The organism is Moraxella sp. K127 (genome assembly GCF_015223095.1).
Lineage (GTDB): Bacteria > Pseudomonadota > Gammaproteobacteria > Pseudomonadales > Moraxellaceae > Moraxella.
This window is the reverse complement of record NZ_JADFBZ010000016.1, coordinates 1-15,662: the sequence shown is the minus strand read 5'-3', so window position 1 is coordinate 15,662 and position 15,662 is coordinate 1. Positions and strand designations below refer to the sequence as shown.

15 protein-coding genes are annotated in these 15,662 nt (G+C 47.2%); 9 read left to right on the top strand and 6 right to left on the bottom strand.

Annotation, left to right across the window (positions count from 1 at the left end):
- The first annotated feature begins 162 nt into the window (after positions 1-162).
- The 6 genes from IM753_RS04980 (at position 163) to IM753_RS04955 (ending at position 7,981) form a co-directional block, all read left to right on the top strand.
- Positions 163-1,050: a LysR family transcriptional regulator gene (locus IM753_RS04980; protein ID WP_194108798.1), complete on the top strand. Its 888-nt coding sequence runs from the start codon at positions 163-165 to the stop codon at positions 1,048-1,050.
- Positions 1,051-1,598: 548 nt separating this feature from the next.
- Entirely contained in the window at positions 1,599-4,445 is a 2,847-nt protein-coding gene (rapA, locus tag IM753_RS04975) for an RNA polymerase-associated protein RapA (protein WP_194108797.1), read from the top strand.
- 17 nt (positions 4,446-4,462) lie between these two features.
- Positions 4,463-4,819: a 5-carboxymethyl-2-hydroxymuconate Delta-isomerase gene (locus IM753_RS04970; RefSeq protein WP_065256609.1), complete on the top strand. Its 357-nt coding sequence runs from the start codon at positions 4,463-4,465 to the stop codon at positions 4,817-4,819.
- 28 nt (positions 4,820-4,847) lie between these two features.
- Entirely contained in the window at positions 4,848-5,537 is a 690-nt protein-coding gene (locus tag IM753_RS04965) for an SMI1/KNR4 family protein (protein ID WP_194108796.1), read from the top strand.
- Positions 5,538-5,714: 177 nt separating this feature from the next.
- Positions 5,715-7,208, top strand: coding sequence for a YifB family Mg chelatase-like AAA ATPase (locus IM753_RS04960; RefSeq protein WP_194108795.1), 1,494 nt, complete (start codon positions 5,715-5,717; stop codon positions 7,206-7,208).
- A 26-nt stretch (positions 7,209-7,234) separates the two neighbouring features.
- A complete protein-coding gene (locus tag IM753_RS04955; RefSeq protein WP_062498580.1) occupies positions 7,235-7,981 on the top strand; it encodes a DNA repair protein RecO in 747 nt (248 codons plus the stop codon).
- 147 nt (positions 7,982-8,128) lie between these two features.
- Here IM753_RS04955 and IM753_RS04950 read toward each other — a convergent pair whose 3' ends face one another.
- Together IM753_RS04950 and IM753_RS04945 are read right to left on the bottom strand one after the other, a co-directional pair.
- On the bottom strand, positions 8,129-9,781 hold the full coding sequence (locus tag IM753_RS04950; RefSeq protein ID WP_194108794.1) for a fatty acid--CoA ligase: 1,653 nt from the start codon (positions 9,779-9,781) through the stop codon (positions 8,129-8,131).
- Between the two features lie 162 nt (positions 9,782-9,943).
- Positions 9,944-10,555 carry an OmpW family protein gene (locus IM753_RS04945; RefSeq protein ID WP_065256613.1) on the bottom strand — a complete coding sequence of 204 codons (612 nt, stop codon included), beginning with the start codon at positions 10,553-10,555 and terminating at the stop codon, positions 9,944-9,946.
- A gap of 176 nt (positions 10,556-10,731) precedes the next feature.
- Here IM753_RS04945 and IM753_RS13285 point away from each other — a divergent pair, with 176 nt between their 5' ends.
- The gene (locus tag IM753_RS13285) at positions 10,732-10,854 is read left to right on the top strand and encodes a hypothetical protein (RefSeq protein ID WP_255518643.1); all 123 of its coding nucleotides are present in this window, start codon (positions 10,732-10,734) and stop codon (positions 10,852-10,854) included.
- A gap of 135 nt (positions 10,855-10,989) precedes the next feature.
- Here the strand turns inward: IM753_RS13285 and IM753_RS04940 are convergent, their stop codons facing one another.
- From IM753_RS04940 to IM753_RS04930, 4 genes are all read right to left on the bottom strand, one after another.
- Positions 10,990-11,526: a YecA family protein gene (locus tag IM753_RS04940; RefSeq protein WP_194108793.1), complete on the bottom strand. Its 537-nt coding sequence runs from the start codon at positions 11,524-11,526 to the stop codon at positions 10,990-10,992.
- Positions 11,527-11,622: 96 nt separating this feature from the next.
- Positions 11,623-11,838, bottom strand: coding sequence for a PA3496 family putative envelope integrity protein (locus IM753_RS04935; RefSeq protein WP_029102430.1), 216 nt, complete (start codon positions 11,836-11,838; stop codon positions 11,623-11,625).
- A gap of 291 nt (positions 11,839-12,129) precedes the next feature.
- On the bottom strand, positions 12,130-12,252 hold the full coding sequence (locus tag IM753_RS13280; protein WP_255518643.1) for a hypothetical protein: 123 nt from the start codon (positions 12,250-12,252) through the stop codon (positions 12,130-12,132).
- A 48-nt stretch (positions 12,253-12,300) separates the two neighbouring features.
- Complete coding sequence (locus tag IM753_RS04930; protein ID WP_194108792.1) at positions 12,301-13,548, bottom strand: hypothetical protein; 1,248 nt, start codon at positions 13,546-13,548, stop codon at positions 12,301-12,303.
- A gap of 231 nt (positions 13,549-13,779) precedes the next feature.
- Between IM753_RS04930 and serB the strand changes: the two genes are divergently transcribed.
- On the top strand, positions 13,780-14,985 hold the full coding sequence (serB, locus tag IM753_RS04925; RefSeq protein WP_194108791.1) for a phosphoserine phosphatase SerB: 1,206 nt from the start codon (positions 13,780-13,782) through the stop codon (positions 14,983-14,985).
- Positions 14,986-15,092: 107 nt separating this feature from the next.
- Positions 15,093-15,614: a hypothetical protein gene (locus tag IM753_RS04920; RefSeq protein ID WP_062500574.1), complete on the top strand. Its 522-nt coding sequence runs from the start codon at positions 15,093-15,095 to the stop codon at positions 15,612-15,614.
- The last annotated feature ends 48 nt before the right edge of the window (positions 15,615-15,662 follow it).

Sequence of the window (15,662 nt, the reverse complement as noted above, 5' to 3'; positions counted from 1 at the left end):
AAAGCCAACCCCCAAAACCTATGGCAAATATCGAATTCATTGGGTGTACAACAAACCACACCCCATTATCAATCACTACTTATTCTCATTGCTAGCCTTTTTAACCTGAAAAATTTTTGATTTTATGATAAAATACTGAAAAATTTTTAACCCAAAACCGCCATGCTAGAAATCCGCCATTTGCAAATGCTCTCCGCCCTTGACCGCCTCGGTTCGCTTGCCATGACTGCCGATGAGCTCAATTTGACCGCATCCGCCATTTCTCACCAGTTAAAAGAGCTAGAAAGCTATTATGACATTACGCTGGTCAATCGCCGTACTCGCCCTGTAACCTTTACGCCAGCAGGTCGCTTGGTTTTGCAGCTTGCCGATAATGTCCTGCCGCAAGTCGCTCGCACCAAAGCCGACATAAGACGTTTGGCACACGGACAAGCAGGGCAACTAAGACTGGCAAGCGAGTGCCATAGCTGTTTTGATTGGCTCATGCCGATTTTAAATGTCTATCGTAACGAGTATAGCGATGTGGAGTTGGATTTTGCCTCTGGCTTTGAACCCGAACCACACCAAATGCTCCTAGACGGCGACATTGACCTACTCATCACGGCAAGCGATTTGCCGATAGACGGCATCCATTATGAGCCACTGTTTACCTACGAAAGTCGCCTTGTGATGTCGCCCACGCACCGCTTGGCAAGCCATAGCGTGATAACTCCTACCGACCTAGCGGACGAGACACTCATCGCCTATCCTGTGGAGCAGACTCGCCTTGATGTCATTGCCAAATTTTTAGAGCCAAATGGCGTTACCCCCAAACATATTCGCACGACCGAGCTTACCGCCATGCTCATTCAGCTGGTGGCAAGCGAGCGGGGTGTGTCAGCACTGCCCGACTGGGTGGCGAGCGAATATGAGAAAAAAGGCTGGGTGGTAACACGTCCGCTCGGGGTGGGGGTGTATTGTCAGCTTTATGCAGGGGTGCGTGAGAGCAGTAGGGATGTGGCGTATGTGAAGGGGTTTTTGGGGTTACTTGAAGGGATTAAAAAGCCGTAATCGGACAGTAAAAGATGATGGCAAATATAGTGATTTTGACGGACTGGCGTTTGATTTGGATAAATTTGGATAAGGCATTTGATTTGTCCTAGGTAGTTTTTATTTTAATTTTGCCTTGCCAAATAAAATCTTTCTAGGGCGTGTTGAATATTGGTATTTGCAATGAAAAATGAGAAAAATCGCAAGTTTTTCAAGGAAAAGTCCGCAGTTGATATTGAAATATCAACAAGGATTTTGACGATGAAAAACAAGATTTAGCCATTTTTCATGCAAAAATCAATCAAGGCTTTAAAACTCTACCGAATTTAAATAAAATGTTATCAATGTTCAACACGCCCTATTTTAACCCTGTCACACTTAACCCCATCAAACCACGCCTTAAAATAGGACAACTATTATTCACCCTGTTTTGCCCTACCACCACCCACAACAAATTTTTATTGCAAAATCCCACCCATTTGCCTTAAAATAATCAATTTGCCTTTATAAAATAGGGATTGCCCCCATAAACATAAATTCATCACATCTTTACCGAGCGTTAAATTTTTATGAGCGTATTTGCCATTGGTCAGCGTTATTTATCCGACTCTGAAAGTAATTTGGGGTTGGGCGTGGTCATCGAAGTGGACGACCGCTGTGTTCACATCTTATTCCCCCAAAGCGAAGAAAAACGAGTATATGCCAAAGCGTCCGCTCAACTGTCACGGGTGGTCTTTGGCAGTGGCGACACCATTTTTGACCAAGACGGGCAAGAGTTCGTGGTGGCAAGCTGTGAAGAGATAGCCGATGTCATGCGTTATCACTTGACCTGTGGCAAAAGTCTCATGGAAACTCGCCTATCGGCAAACATCACGCTCGCCAAGCCCTTGGAGCGACTGTTGGCAGGACGCATTGAGCATAATGAGCATTATGAAGTCCGCCAAGACGCCTTGAAACTCAACGCCATGCTCACCCGTCACCCCTTGCGTGGACTCATCGGGGCAAGAGTGGACATCATCAACCATCAGCTCTACATCGCCCACGAAGTTGGCAAACGCCTAGCCCCTCGGGTGCTGTTGGCGGATGAAGTGGGACTGGGCAAGACGATAGAAGCAGGGCTTATCGTTCATCAACAGCTCATCACAGGACGGGCAAATCGAGTGCTTATCCTTGTCCCTGACAGCTTGCAGTATCAGTGGATGATAGAGCTAAAACGCCGATTTAACTTAGATTTTGCCATTTTTGACCTAGTGCGGACAGCGTCCATCAAAGAGCATAACCCTGATGAAAACGTCTTTGGCACCGAACAGCTCATCATCGCCAGCATTGATTTATTGCTTGACCATCATGATTTATATGAACAAGCGTATGCGTCGGGCTTTGATTTGCTTGTGGTGGATGAGGCCCATCATCTACATTGGGGCAGCGAACAAGGCGGTAATGACAAATACGAGCTGGTGGCGGATTTTGCTCAGCACATCGCAGGGGTGTTACTGCTGACTGCCACACCAGAACAGCTTGGCGTGGAGAGCCATTTTGCCCGCCTGCGACTGCTTGACCCACACCGCTTTGATGATTTGGATGATTTTATCGCGTCCCAAGATGCCTTTGCGGACGTGGCAATGGTGGCAACTTTGCTGATAGACGGTAAAGATTTGACCGACAAACAAATCACGGCAGTGGCAGGACTGCTCGGCTTTGATGTCAGTGAGATTACTGATATTAACACCAATGACAAGCTCCGCCAACACATCATTAACGAGCTACTAGACCGTCACGGCACAGGGCGTGTATTGTTTAGAAACACCCGAGACAGCGTACAGGGCTTTTATGGACGTACCAGTATCGCCTATCCACTGCCCCTACCGACAGCGTGGCAAAATACCCCTTATACTCATGGCAAACTGCGTGAACAGCTGTGGGGCGAAGAGAGTTTTCCCGACGGCTCGTGGCTAGAAGCTGACCCCCGAGTGCCGTGGCTTATTGAGCTGTTAAAAAACGACTTAAAACACAACAAAGTCCTGCTCATCGCTCGCTCGGGGGCAACCATTGAGAGCCTAGAAGCGGTGCTACGTCTACACGCTGGCATTAAGACTGCCGTCTTTACCGAGCAGATGAGCCTGTTGGAGCGTGACCAAGCGTCTGCCTACTTTGCCGACACACATGGAGCCCAGATACTGCTGTGTAGTGAGATTGGCTCAGAAGGGCGTAATTTTCAATTCGCCCAAGATTTGGTGCTGTTTGACCTGCCCGCCAACCCTGACACCTTAGAGCAACGTATCGGACGACTTGACCGTATCGGACAAATCGCCCAAATCCGCCTGCACGTCCCCTTTGTCGTTGGCACCGCCCAAGAACGCCTGTATCATTGGTACGACCACGCCCTAAACATCTTTAACCACATCAGTCCAACCGCCCAAACGGTGCAAGAGCATTTTATCGCCGACCTAAAACCGCTCCTAGAAGGACAAGGCACGCCCGATGAGTTTGCCGAACTGGTGGCGGACGCAACCGCCCTGCGTATACAGCTCGAAGACGAGCTACAAGCAGGGCGAGACCGTCTGTTAGAATACAACTCATGCCGTCCTAGCGTGGCAGGACGTATCGTGCAAGCCATGCATGAGCTGGACAACACGCAGATACTGCCAGTATTTCTCGACCGCTATCTGGACGCACTCAACGTCGATTATAGCATTAGCCGTGATGATTCGTGGGTCATTCATCCCATTGACAGCACCGAAGTGCAGGACATCTCAGGACTACCCATTGACGAAGACGGCATGACCCTAACCTTTGACCGCACCCAAGCCCTGACCCGTGAAGACATGGCGTACATGACCTTAGAACATCCGCTCATGACGGGCGTGTTGGAGTCCATCAAGTCAGGCACCTTTGGCAACACCAGCGTGGTGCTGTTAAAGTCATCCGCCATGCCACAGGGTCTGATGCTCATCGAAAACCACTTTCGAGTCGAAGCCATCGCCCCCAAGCACCTAAACCTATCTGCCTATCTCTCAGGGCAAATCATCCGTGTGCTACTTGCCGAAAATGGCAACGACCTAACCAAAGTGGCAACCCCCGACAAACTTCTGCCCATCATTGACAGACTGGACAAAGCCAAAGCCCGTCAAGTCGTCAAGGCAAGACATGAAGTCATCGGCAACATCACCGCCCTAGCCAAAACCAAGGCAACCGATGAGCTGTCCGCCATCAGTACATCCGCCCAAAGCCAATTTGCCGACCATCTGGACAAAGAGATAGGACGATTGCAACGCTTACAAGCCATCAATCCCAACGTGCGAGATGATGAAATTGCACAGCTCATTGAGATGAAAGAGCAGGGCCTGACGGCATTGGCAAATCTATCGCTCGTGCCTGACAGCATTCGTGTGCTGATTTGTGTCAAACCTGATTAACCTAAAAGGGAAGTTTTATGCCCCATCTTACCCTAGAATTATCCAAAAACCTAAAAATCGCCGATGAAGCCGACTTATTGTTAAAAATAAATACTGCCCTATTTGAAAGCGGTCAATTTGCCAAGTCCAAAGACATCAAAAGCCGTGTGTATCATGCGACAGACAGTCTTATCGGACTGGCATTTGATGACGGTGAGCATTTTGTCGTGGCACATTTGGCGATTATGGCAGGTCGCAGTGATGAGATAAAGGCGGATTTGGTTGGGCGTGTGATGAGCGTACTACAAAGCGAGATTGGTAAGACTTATCAAAACGTGCAATATGCGGTCAATTTAACCGAATTGTCCGATGTTTATCAAAAGGCGATTGTTTAATTCATGGCTTAAACCACAAGGAAACATCATGAATTATCTACAATACATGGATTATTTAGAAAAGACTTATGAAGTTACTTTGCCAAGTTTATACAAACAGCTTGCCAAAGATGATATGCTGGATATGCAAACTGGCGTGCCAAATTGGTATCAAGATGTATTCCCAAAACTTGTGCAAAATCCGCCTTTTTTACTCGTGTCTTATGAATATGAGCTGTATTCGCCTGATGAGATGATTGCCTGTACCAAAGACCATCTGCCAAGCCAAGATGATGATGAGGGGCATTATCTAAAACCAGAGTACGAAAACCGCTTGGTGATGTTTGCCCAGTGTGGCAACGGCGACTGTTATGCCTTTTATTATGAACACGACAAGCACAGCGAGCCACAGATTGTCAGAATTTGCCATGACTGTGAAAGCGAATATGTGGCAAAAAATCTGCAAGAATTTATGGTATATAAAATGCTTGAAGTGGCTTTGGTGGGGCAGGATAGCCCAAACATCAAAGAATATTTACTGGCTCAATTACGCACGCACAGTCCTTATTTAACACCTGTCCAAATTGAGCGTTTAAATGACGTGTATCAAAAAGAACCTGTCAAAAACAATCATGGTGATTGGGTTTTATTAAATAATGACGAATTTGATGCGTTAATTGATGAGCTAATCCCTTTTGATAAAAGAGATGAGACCTTTGAGCTTTATGAATATGAATAACCGTGGTTTAACTGATGTTTTAGGGATTGTAGGGGCGAATTGCAATTCGCCCAATGATTAAAATTTGATAAATTTTAATAAAAGGTAAATTGTAATTTTCCCTACAAATTTATTTGCAAGCATTATCTATTAACCACACCAACCATTACCAATCCTAAAATTTAAGATTATAAACCCATGTCCTTCGCCCAAATCCACACCCGTTCTGTCATCGGTCTGACCGCACCGCCTGTTACGGTGGAAGTCCACATCTCCCAAGGCTTGCCTGCTCTAACCATGGTCGGCTTGCCCGAAGCGTCTGTGCGTGAAAGCAAAGACCGTGTCCGCTCGGCGATTATCAACAGTGGCTTTGACTTTCCCAATCGCCGTATCACGATTAACCTTGCCCCTGCTGACCTACCCAAGGACGGGGCTAGGCTTGATTTGCCCATTGCCATTGGGATTTTGACGGCAAGCGGACAGATTGATGAGACGGTGTTGGATAATTTTGAATTTGTGGGCGAGCTTGCTCTAAATGGCGATTTGCGTGGGGTAACAGGCTCGCTGTCGGTGGCTCGCACCCTAAAAAGTGGTGGGCGAACGCTGATGTTGCCAAGTGCCAATGCGTCCGAAGCGGTACAGGTGGCGGATATTTGCGTGTTGGGGGCGGAGAGTCTTGCCCAAGTCTGCCGTCATCTAAACGCTATCAATGGCGGTAATGCGGACGATAGGCTCACCCCAACTGCCATATCAACCCTCAAAACGGTGGCGACTTATCCGCTCGATTTGTCCGATGTTAAAGGGCAGCACCACGCCCGTAGAGCGTTGGAGATTTGTGCCACAGGCGGGCATTCTATGCTGTTTAAAGGTTCGCCCGGTTCGGGCAAAACCTTAATGGCAAGCCGTTTGCCGAGCATTTTACCGCTCTTGACCGATGATGAGGCGTTGGAGGTGGCAAGCGTGTATTCGGTGGCAGGACTGCCTTATGACTTTGGTGTGCGTCCGTTTCGCTCTTGTCATCATACCATGAGTGCGGTGGCGTTGTCGGGTGGTGGTTCACGTCCCAAACCTGGGGAGATTAGCCTTGCCCACAAGGGCGTGCTTTTTTTGGACGAATTGCCCGAATTTGACCGCAAAACCTTAGAAGTCATGCGACAGCCGTTGGAGTCCAAAGAAATCATCATCAGCCGAGCCAACGCCCAAGTCGCCTACCCTGCCAATTTTCAGCTTATCGGAGCGATGAATCCGTGTCCGTGTGGCTATCATGGCGACCCGTCCAATCGTTGTCGCTGTACGCCCGACCAAGTCCGCCGTTATCAAGACAAAATCTCAGGCCCTTTGCTTGACCGCATTGACTTGCATATCCATGTCCCTGCCATGCCGATAGACGACCTACAAAACGCTCCGCAGGGTGAGCCGTCCGCCGTGGTGCGTGAGCGAGTTGCCAAAGCCCGTCAAATCGCCCTAGACCGTCAAGGCAAAGCCAACAGCGAGCTGACCCCGAGCGAGATTGACACGCACATACCGCTTGGCACGGCAGAAAAACAGCTCCTAGCGACCGCCCAATCACGGCTCAATCTGTCTGCTCGTAGCTATCATCGGGTACTAAGAGTGGCTCGTACCATTGCTGATTTGGCAGGGGCAGAGAGCGTGGGGACGGCTCATTTGGCGGAAGCACTGAGTTATCGCTAACTTATTTTTATATCAAGCGACCCATCATGAAAAACGAGCCACTGACCGGCTATCTGCTACACGCCCGAGCCTACCAAGAAAAACGGGCGATTTATCAGTTTTTTAGTGCCGAACATGGCGTGGTGCATGGCGTGGGCGTGCGTGGTATGCCGTCCTTTGCGGTCATTGAGCTGTTTGCCAGTGGGCAAAACGCCCTAAAAAACTTCACCCAAATTCACATCACGACCACATCGCCCCCACGCCCTTTGGGGCAAAATCAATACGCCCTGCTCTATCTTAATGAACTCATCTGCCGACTCATCGCCCCCGAAAACCCCTGCCCTGCCCTATGGCAACACTATCATGACAGCGTGACACGACTCCAAACCATCAGCCATCATGACATGGGCGATGACAAAGCAGACAACAGCACCGCTCATGAGATGAGCAATATGAACAAGATGAAACAAACACTACGGCAGTTTGAGAGAGCGTTGTTTGATGAGCTAGGCGTGGGCATTGACTGGGGTGCAGATGAGACAGGACGGGCGATTGACGTGCAGGCATATTATGACTTTATCCCCACACGGGGCTTTGTCAGCACCGATGGCACTGGCACATCAGGGGCGGTGATTAGGGCGGTCAGTGAGTCAGACCATCATCAGCCAAGCCCCACTGCCTTGGCACTACTCGGACAAGTACATCGAGCGATGATAGACTACCTGCTTGACTACAAACCCCTAAACAGCCGTAAGCTATGGGCAGAGCAGGTCAGATATCGCCAGTTGTCTTAACCGCCTGCCCTGCGTTTGTTATACAGTCAAAGAATTTTAAAATTACCACAAATTTATGTCATGTAGACGTAGGGACGTGCTGAGCACGTCCTTTGATAACGCCAATTTTAGGGTGCAAAGTCAGCCCGATAAACCTATGGCAGTCAATTACAACTCACCATCCGCCACAAGCATACGAATTACCTTTTTGTCGTGCTTGCCCACGCTGGTTTTGGGAATGTCGGCGACAAAACGTAGCTCGTTGGGTATGCCGTATTTGGGGATAATCTCACGTTCATAGGCTTGGTGTGCCAATGCCAAAATATCATCAGGCGTAATGTCGTCATGATTTGGCTTTTTGACCACCAGTGCCAAAGGTCGCTCGCCCCATTTGTCATCAGGCACACCGATGACGGCAATGTCTGCCACAGACGGGTGCAACGACAAAATCGTCTCAATCTCCAATGACGACACCCACTCGCCCCCTGATTTGATGACATCTTTTAGGCGGTCGGTAACTCGCACCACGCCTTTATCGTCCATGTGGGCAATGTCTTGGGTGTGCAGATAGCCACCCGTCCACAGCCCATCGCCTGCGTCTTGGTTTTTAAAATAACTCTGGGTCAGCCATGGTGTACGCACCACCACCTCGCCTGCCGTTTTGCCGTCTTGGGGTAGGATTTGCCCGTGTTCATTCCAGATTTGCAAATCCACCAGTGGCACAGGCACGCCCGTACTCACCCGAGTGGCAAGTGAGTTCTCAGGCGTTAAAGGCTCTTTTTTGTCAAAAGTTGCCACCGTAATCACAGGGCAAGTCTCACTCATGCCATAGGCGGTATAAACCTGTATGCCATGGACTAGGGCGGATTTGGCAAGCCCTTCGGTCAGACGGGAGCCACCGATAATCATCTTTAAGCCGTCAAAGGCAATATCACGCTCGCTTGCTTCTTTTAACATCATTTGCAAAATGGTCGGCACGCAGTGGGTAAAGCTAACCTTGTGTTTGATTGCCAAATCCACCAACAGGCTTGGTACATAACGGCTCGGATAGATTTGTTTTAACCCAATCATGGTCGCCACATAGGGAATGCCCCAGCCATTGACATGAAACATCGGCGTAATCGGCATATACACGTCCGAGTATCTCAGTCCGACTTCATCGGGGTTTAGGCTTGCCCCCATTGTCACCGCCATGGCGTGCAGGACGATTTGGCGGTGGCTAAAAAATACGCCCTTGGGGTCGCCTGTCGTGCCAGACGTATAAAAAGTCGTGGCAATGGTGTTCTCATCAAAATCTTCAAATTCAAATGTGTCATCAGCACGGCTTAGTAGCTCTTCGTATTCACCTACCACAAAATCAGGGGCAGGCGTGGCGTGGTCGTCAAGCCAAATGATTTTCTCAACGCTTGGCACGTCATGGACATGATTACCAATCATCGGCATAAATTCAGAATTTAACAGTAACGCCTTGGGTTTGGCGTGGTTTAGGGTGTATAGGATTTTTTCTGGCGATAGGCGGATATTGACCGTTTGCAAAATTAGCCCAAGCATGGGAATGGCAAAATACGCTTCTAGGTAGCGATGACTGTCCCAGTCCATGACCGCCACGACATCGCCTCGTTTTAGCCCCAAATCGGTCAAAACATTGGCAAAACGCTGTATCCGCCCCAAAAACTCCCGATAAGTAAATCGGGCTTTGTCAGCATAAAAAATCTCTTGGTCAAGCGAGACGGTTTTGGCTCGGTTTAACAGCTGTTTGATGATGAGTGGAAAAGGATAGGCGTGGGGGCTGGCTTCATAGCCGTGAATGTGGTCGTGCATGGTGTGTCCTTACAAATGAAAACAAAAAAATCATCAATCCTAAAATTATCAATCCTAAGACTGATGACCTAGCATAACTCATTTAAAAACACTTGTAAAGATTTTTATAAACAAAAATCCCCAACCAACGGTCAGGGATTTGATGTCTAACTGATATACAGATTAGAATTTATGGCTAACACCTAGGGCATAGACCACAGGGTTTACTTCTAGCTCACCGATTTTGGCACCATCAACTTCCAAATCAGTTTTTAGGTCTACATAACGTACGTCAGCAAACAGACCCCATGGTGATGATGGCTTAGAGTAGGTCACACCGATTTGAGCGGCAGGGGCGACCACAGTGTCTGCTTCTAGTTTAGCATTGCTACCAAGAAGTTCTTCTTCATAAGGAACAAGTACAGTGGCACCAAGACCAATGTTAGCACCAAAGCCATTAACTTCTGGAGTATTGTATTTAAAGGTTAAAGTTGGTGGCAAGTGCTTGAATTTAGCCACATCACTTCTGTTGGCATCATTGGCACCAACGCTGACAGTGTGCTCAAATGGGCTGGCTAATAGCAACTCTGCTGAAAATGGGCTGTTGGCAAAGCGATAGTCAAAAGAAGGCAATACTGCCATTTCGCTACTTACTTTAGCATTTGGAAGACCTGTGGCAATGTCTTTTTCCGCGGTTGGATCAAGATAACCTAGACCTGCTTTAAAAGTTAAGTTGGCAGACGCTGTGGCAGACAACGCCAGTACGCTGGTCGCTAAAAGAATGTGTTTTAACATTGGGGATTACCTATTGTTAACAAAAAAGAAGTGCAAAATGGTTTTACACTTCCATTATAACGTATTTTTAATCATTTTGTCACAAAGTTTGGCATAATTATGACTAATTTTTATAAAAATTATCAAAAATGATAAAAATTGGTATGGCTAGGGCGTGCCTGCCTTTTGTATTTGCAATGAAAAATGCCTGTTTAAAAAAGCAGGGAAATCGCACGTTTTTCAAGGAAAAAGCGAAGTTTGATAGTCGTTCTATCAAACGAGCTTTTGACGATGAAAAACAATCCGACCACTTAATTTAAAAAATTGAGTTAAAATCTTGAAAATTTACCCGATTAAGTGGTCGGATAGCCATTTTTCATGCAAAAACGATTAGTTTTTTCTAAAATATTTCTATATTGTAAATAGTGTTATAAAGGGCAGGCACGCCCTAACCATCAGTCATTGGTATGGAACAACAAAAACAGCTCAGTGACATTGCCTTCTAGGCTGTTGGCAAGCTGTACCATCATGTCAATGTCGCCTCTCATCATGCCAAGTTCTTCACTCTCTTCATCCATGCCTGATAAGATGACCATCGGCAAGGTCAGCTCCGCCACATCTTTTTCGGTGTCGGCATCATCAAACCAGTCCACAGACTCGTCGCCATACATCGCCTCAATAAAGCCGATACACCACGCCACCACATCTGAGTCTTCGCCAAAGTCTTCTTCGTCGTCATCGGCATCAAAGGGTAGCTCAACAGGCTCTTCGTCTTTTAGGGTTTGATAAATCTCATCTCGCCATGCCGTCAGGGCGGTTTTGACATCAACACTCACGTCATTTTCATGCCCATCAAAATAGACAGACAGCCAATTTGGCAACGGCTTGCCGACAATACTGGCGGTCAAAAACCCATGCGTGGCAACAGGGTCAAAGCCATAAGGGTTCGTCTCTTCGCTGTATAGTAGCGTTATTAATTCATCACGGGTCATGGGTGTACTCTTGGGGTTTGGATTAAAATAGCATGGCTAAAAGTAACATGATTAGATGACAGACAGATGACAACAACAACTTAGCCTAAGGTAAGTTTAGGCATCAAAATCATCATCGTCCAAATCATCAAATTCGGCAAAATCATCGTCATCTTCTAAGGCACGCATGAGTTTATTTAGGCGTTGCTCTTCGAGCATGGCGTCGATTTTAAGGCGTTTTTCTAAGGGCTTGGCTTTGGTGTCGTCTGCCAGTTGGGCATCGGCATCTTCTTCAAAATTATCATCATCAAAATCATCATCAAGACCGCTCATGATAACTCCTTTTGGATAAATGGGTTGGGGTAAATAAATAATGGGCAAGATGAGTAAATTTGTTTTTATTTTTAAACTAATTTAGCAAAAACAAACTGACCCAATTTCAAAATCCTTATAAAGGTAAAATCATCTTTTGTCAAGTAATTTTTAAAAATATTAGGGCGTGCTGAACCTTTATAGCACTATTTACAATATAGAAATATTTTAGAAAAAACTAATCGTTTTTGCATGAAAAATGGCTATCCGACCACTTAATCGGGTAAATTTTCAAGATTTTAACTCAATTTTTTAAATTAAGTGGTCGGATTGTTTTTCATCGTCAAAAGCTCGTTTGATAGAACGACTATCAAACTTCGCTTTTTCCTTGAAAAACGTGCGATTTCCCTGCTTTTTTAAACAGGCATTTTTCATTGCAAATACAAAAGGCAGGCACGCCCTACCATCCCCCATTTTTATCCATTAGCCAGACAGCAATACTTTGTCTCGCACTCGCTCCAATGTCTCGGCATGAGAGATACTCACATGTCTTAGATGACGGCATTCACGCTCGGCAACACTAATCGGATCGGCAAGTTTTAGAAAATTACCATGGGGCGACAGACCCGTGACGACACGGTTTGGCAGTAGTACCAATGGCGTTTTACGGTGTTTTATCCCCACGCCCACCACTTCATCTTGACGGGCGATGTCGCTAACATAAGTACGCATGGGTAGGGCAAAGCGTTTGAGTTCACGGTGCTTGTCATAGATGGTTTGATTAAGCATGAGTGCCAGCCGTGCCAGCAGGATGGATGCTAGGGCGGATTTGCTATATTTATCCTTACCTGACAGCACGATACGACAGCCTTGGTCATCAAAGGGCGAAATACTCTCTACGCTGACCCCATGAAACACTGGCAAGGCAAGCAGTTCTGTGGTCGCCTTACTCAGTAGCTGATGACACAGTGAAAAATAGACGTTTTTGGTCTGATTGCCCACCGTGGCAAGCAGGTCATTGGGGTCGTCAAAGCGGGCTTGGATGACATAAGTATGCTCGCTTTGCGTTTGATGTGACGGCTCAGATTGGGCAGGGGGCGTGTCATGCTTGGCGTGAGGTGTGCCAGATGAGCCTGTTTGGGTGCTGATGGGGTCGCCACTGCTGTGGGCGTGGTTCTTTTGATTGACATCATACAGCAGTCCCTTGGCAAGCAGGCGGTTACGCACGTCATGGGAAATCTCAATGCGAATGGCGTCGGTCGGGCGTGCCACATAGCCATAAATGAGCAATAGCAGTGCATGTAAAAACGCCACCCCCACCAGATACATCCAGTTATCAGAGATAATCTTGGCTCGATTAATCTCATGCGTCTGTACCGTCACATAGCCCAGTACGCTTTGACTGCCTGTCACCACTTCTTTGACCGCATGCCCCTGTGTCTCTTTACCCACAGGCACGAGCAGATTGTCATTCACATCATACACCCCCACAAATGCCACGTCATCGCCCCGAATGTAGCGATTTGCCACCACGCTCATGCTAATGCGGTCGTTAATGCTAAGCGGTGCAGACAACTCTTCGGCAATCGCCACCGCTTCCGCCTGTATGCTACGCTCATAACGCTCTTTTTGCTGTCGCTCGTTACTGATGACAAAAAACAGCAAATTTAGGGTTAAACTTACCAAAATAAAAACAGCAAATAAGCCGTGACGGGGGGCAGGATAGGTCATGATGAATCGTTCATTGGGCATGTGGACAAATAGGGTGTAGATTTTATCATTTTTTTTGTGAAATTTTAAGCACTTAAACTCATGCCGGCATGATTTGGATAAAATTTTACATAATATTGACCAAATTGTTATAAAATCTGAGTAATTAACACTCATGCCATTTTTAACTTTTCATTGCCTAGCTAAAAATGTTACAATAAAACGCAACATCAACAATAACGAGTACTAACGATGAATACTTATGCACTTCCCAAAGATTCTAAGGCATGGCAAAATGCCATTGACCGTGTGGCACATCTTTTGCCTGAGGGTACAACAGGCAGTATTCAGGCTCTAAAACAGTTGCCTGTGTTTGCCATCATCTTGGTCGTGGCAAAGACAGCAGTTGATGAGCTGACGGACAGCGGTCGGCAGATGGATGAGGTGGTGCAAGCATGGAGCAGTGAGCAAAGGGGTTGGCAAGCGGTGGCGGTTTTTGATGATGAGACGGCAGTCGCCAACGCACACCTGATAGGCACACATGAGCATCTCTCGGACGTGGCAGTGTATCGTTATCTGCTCATCCCAACTGACCACAAAGAGATGAGTGCCGACAAGCGTGAGGCGGTCGCCCATATCATTGACGAACAGCTGACCGCTTATCTAAGAAAAACCTTAAAACCCAAGCCCAACTACCAATTCCAAGTGGATGAAACAGGGCAAGTGTCCGAGCTGACAGATGAGCAGATGGCACAGCTCAAAAAAGGCTATATTGATGTGCATATTCTGTCCATCGCCCAAGTGCTTCGTCGTCATAAGCTCGTCTGTTTTGACATGGACTCAACGCTCATTCACCAAGAAGTCATCGTTGAGCTGGCACGCATGGCAGGTGTGGCGGACAAAGTGGACAGGATCACTGAGTCTGCCATGCATGGCGAGGTGGATTTTAATGAAAGTTTTGCCAAACGTGTGGCACTCTTAGAAGGCGTGGATGTTTCGGTTGTTGATGAAATCATCAAAAACCACATCAGCTTCTCAGACGGGGCATTTGCCACCATCAAAGCCCTAAAAAGCAAAGGCTGTCGCACGGTGCTGATATCGGGGGGCTTTACCCCGTTTGCCAAATATGTGGCACAGAGTCTGGGCATGGACGAATATCACGCCAACTCCCTACTGTCTGCCGATGGCAAGCTCACCGGCAAAGTGGACAAATACATCATTGATGGCAAAGCCAAAGCTCGCATTGTCGCTCATGTCGCTGATAAGATGGCGATAGACATGGAAGAAGTGGTGTGCGTGGGCGATGGGGCAAATGATTTGCCCATGATGGCGATTAGCGACATTGGCATCGCCTATAAAGCCAAACCCATCGTGCGTGTCAAAGCCGATGCATCAGTCAATATCACAGGACTAGAAGGCGTGCTGTATGCCATGGGTCATCGCTTTGATAAACGATAAGCCCGAGCGACACCCCGAGCGATACATCAAAGACAAGTTACCAAAAAACACTTTATAAACGCTCGGATTTGCGTTAGAGTATTATTTTTTGCTATTTTGAGAACATCATGCCAACTTTACCCATCATTGACGTAAAAACCGACCCTTTGGACGCCCTGCTATATGGCTTGGGACTGCGACTGTCATCCCTATCCAAGGGCGATAACGAAACTTATCACAACCTAGTCAAAGACAAAGAACTTGCCATTCAATTTAAAAGTGGCGATGACGTGGCACGCTACTACCGCTTTGTTGATGGGCATTTTGGGCAGGCATTGGGGACTGCCAGACATGCCGATTTGACCATTGATTTTAAAGACTCCATGACGGGCGTGCGACTACTCACCAAAGGCGACATCGCAAGTTTTATGAGTGCCGTCCAAGATGGTGATGTGGTTATCTCGGGTGACTATAAGCTCGTGCTGTGGTTTGCAGGTGTTGCCAAACAAGGGGCGAGCTTGCCTGAACCTTATGCTGATTATGTCAAACAAGCCAAGCCGTATTTTGAGCAGGCTCGTCCTTATCTAAATAAAGCGGTTGATTTTACCAATAAGACATTTGGCAAAAAGTTTGGTAAGTCTGGTAAATAACATCTCATTTATCAAATACACACCAAAAAAGACTGTGGGGCGTGGCAT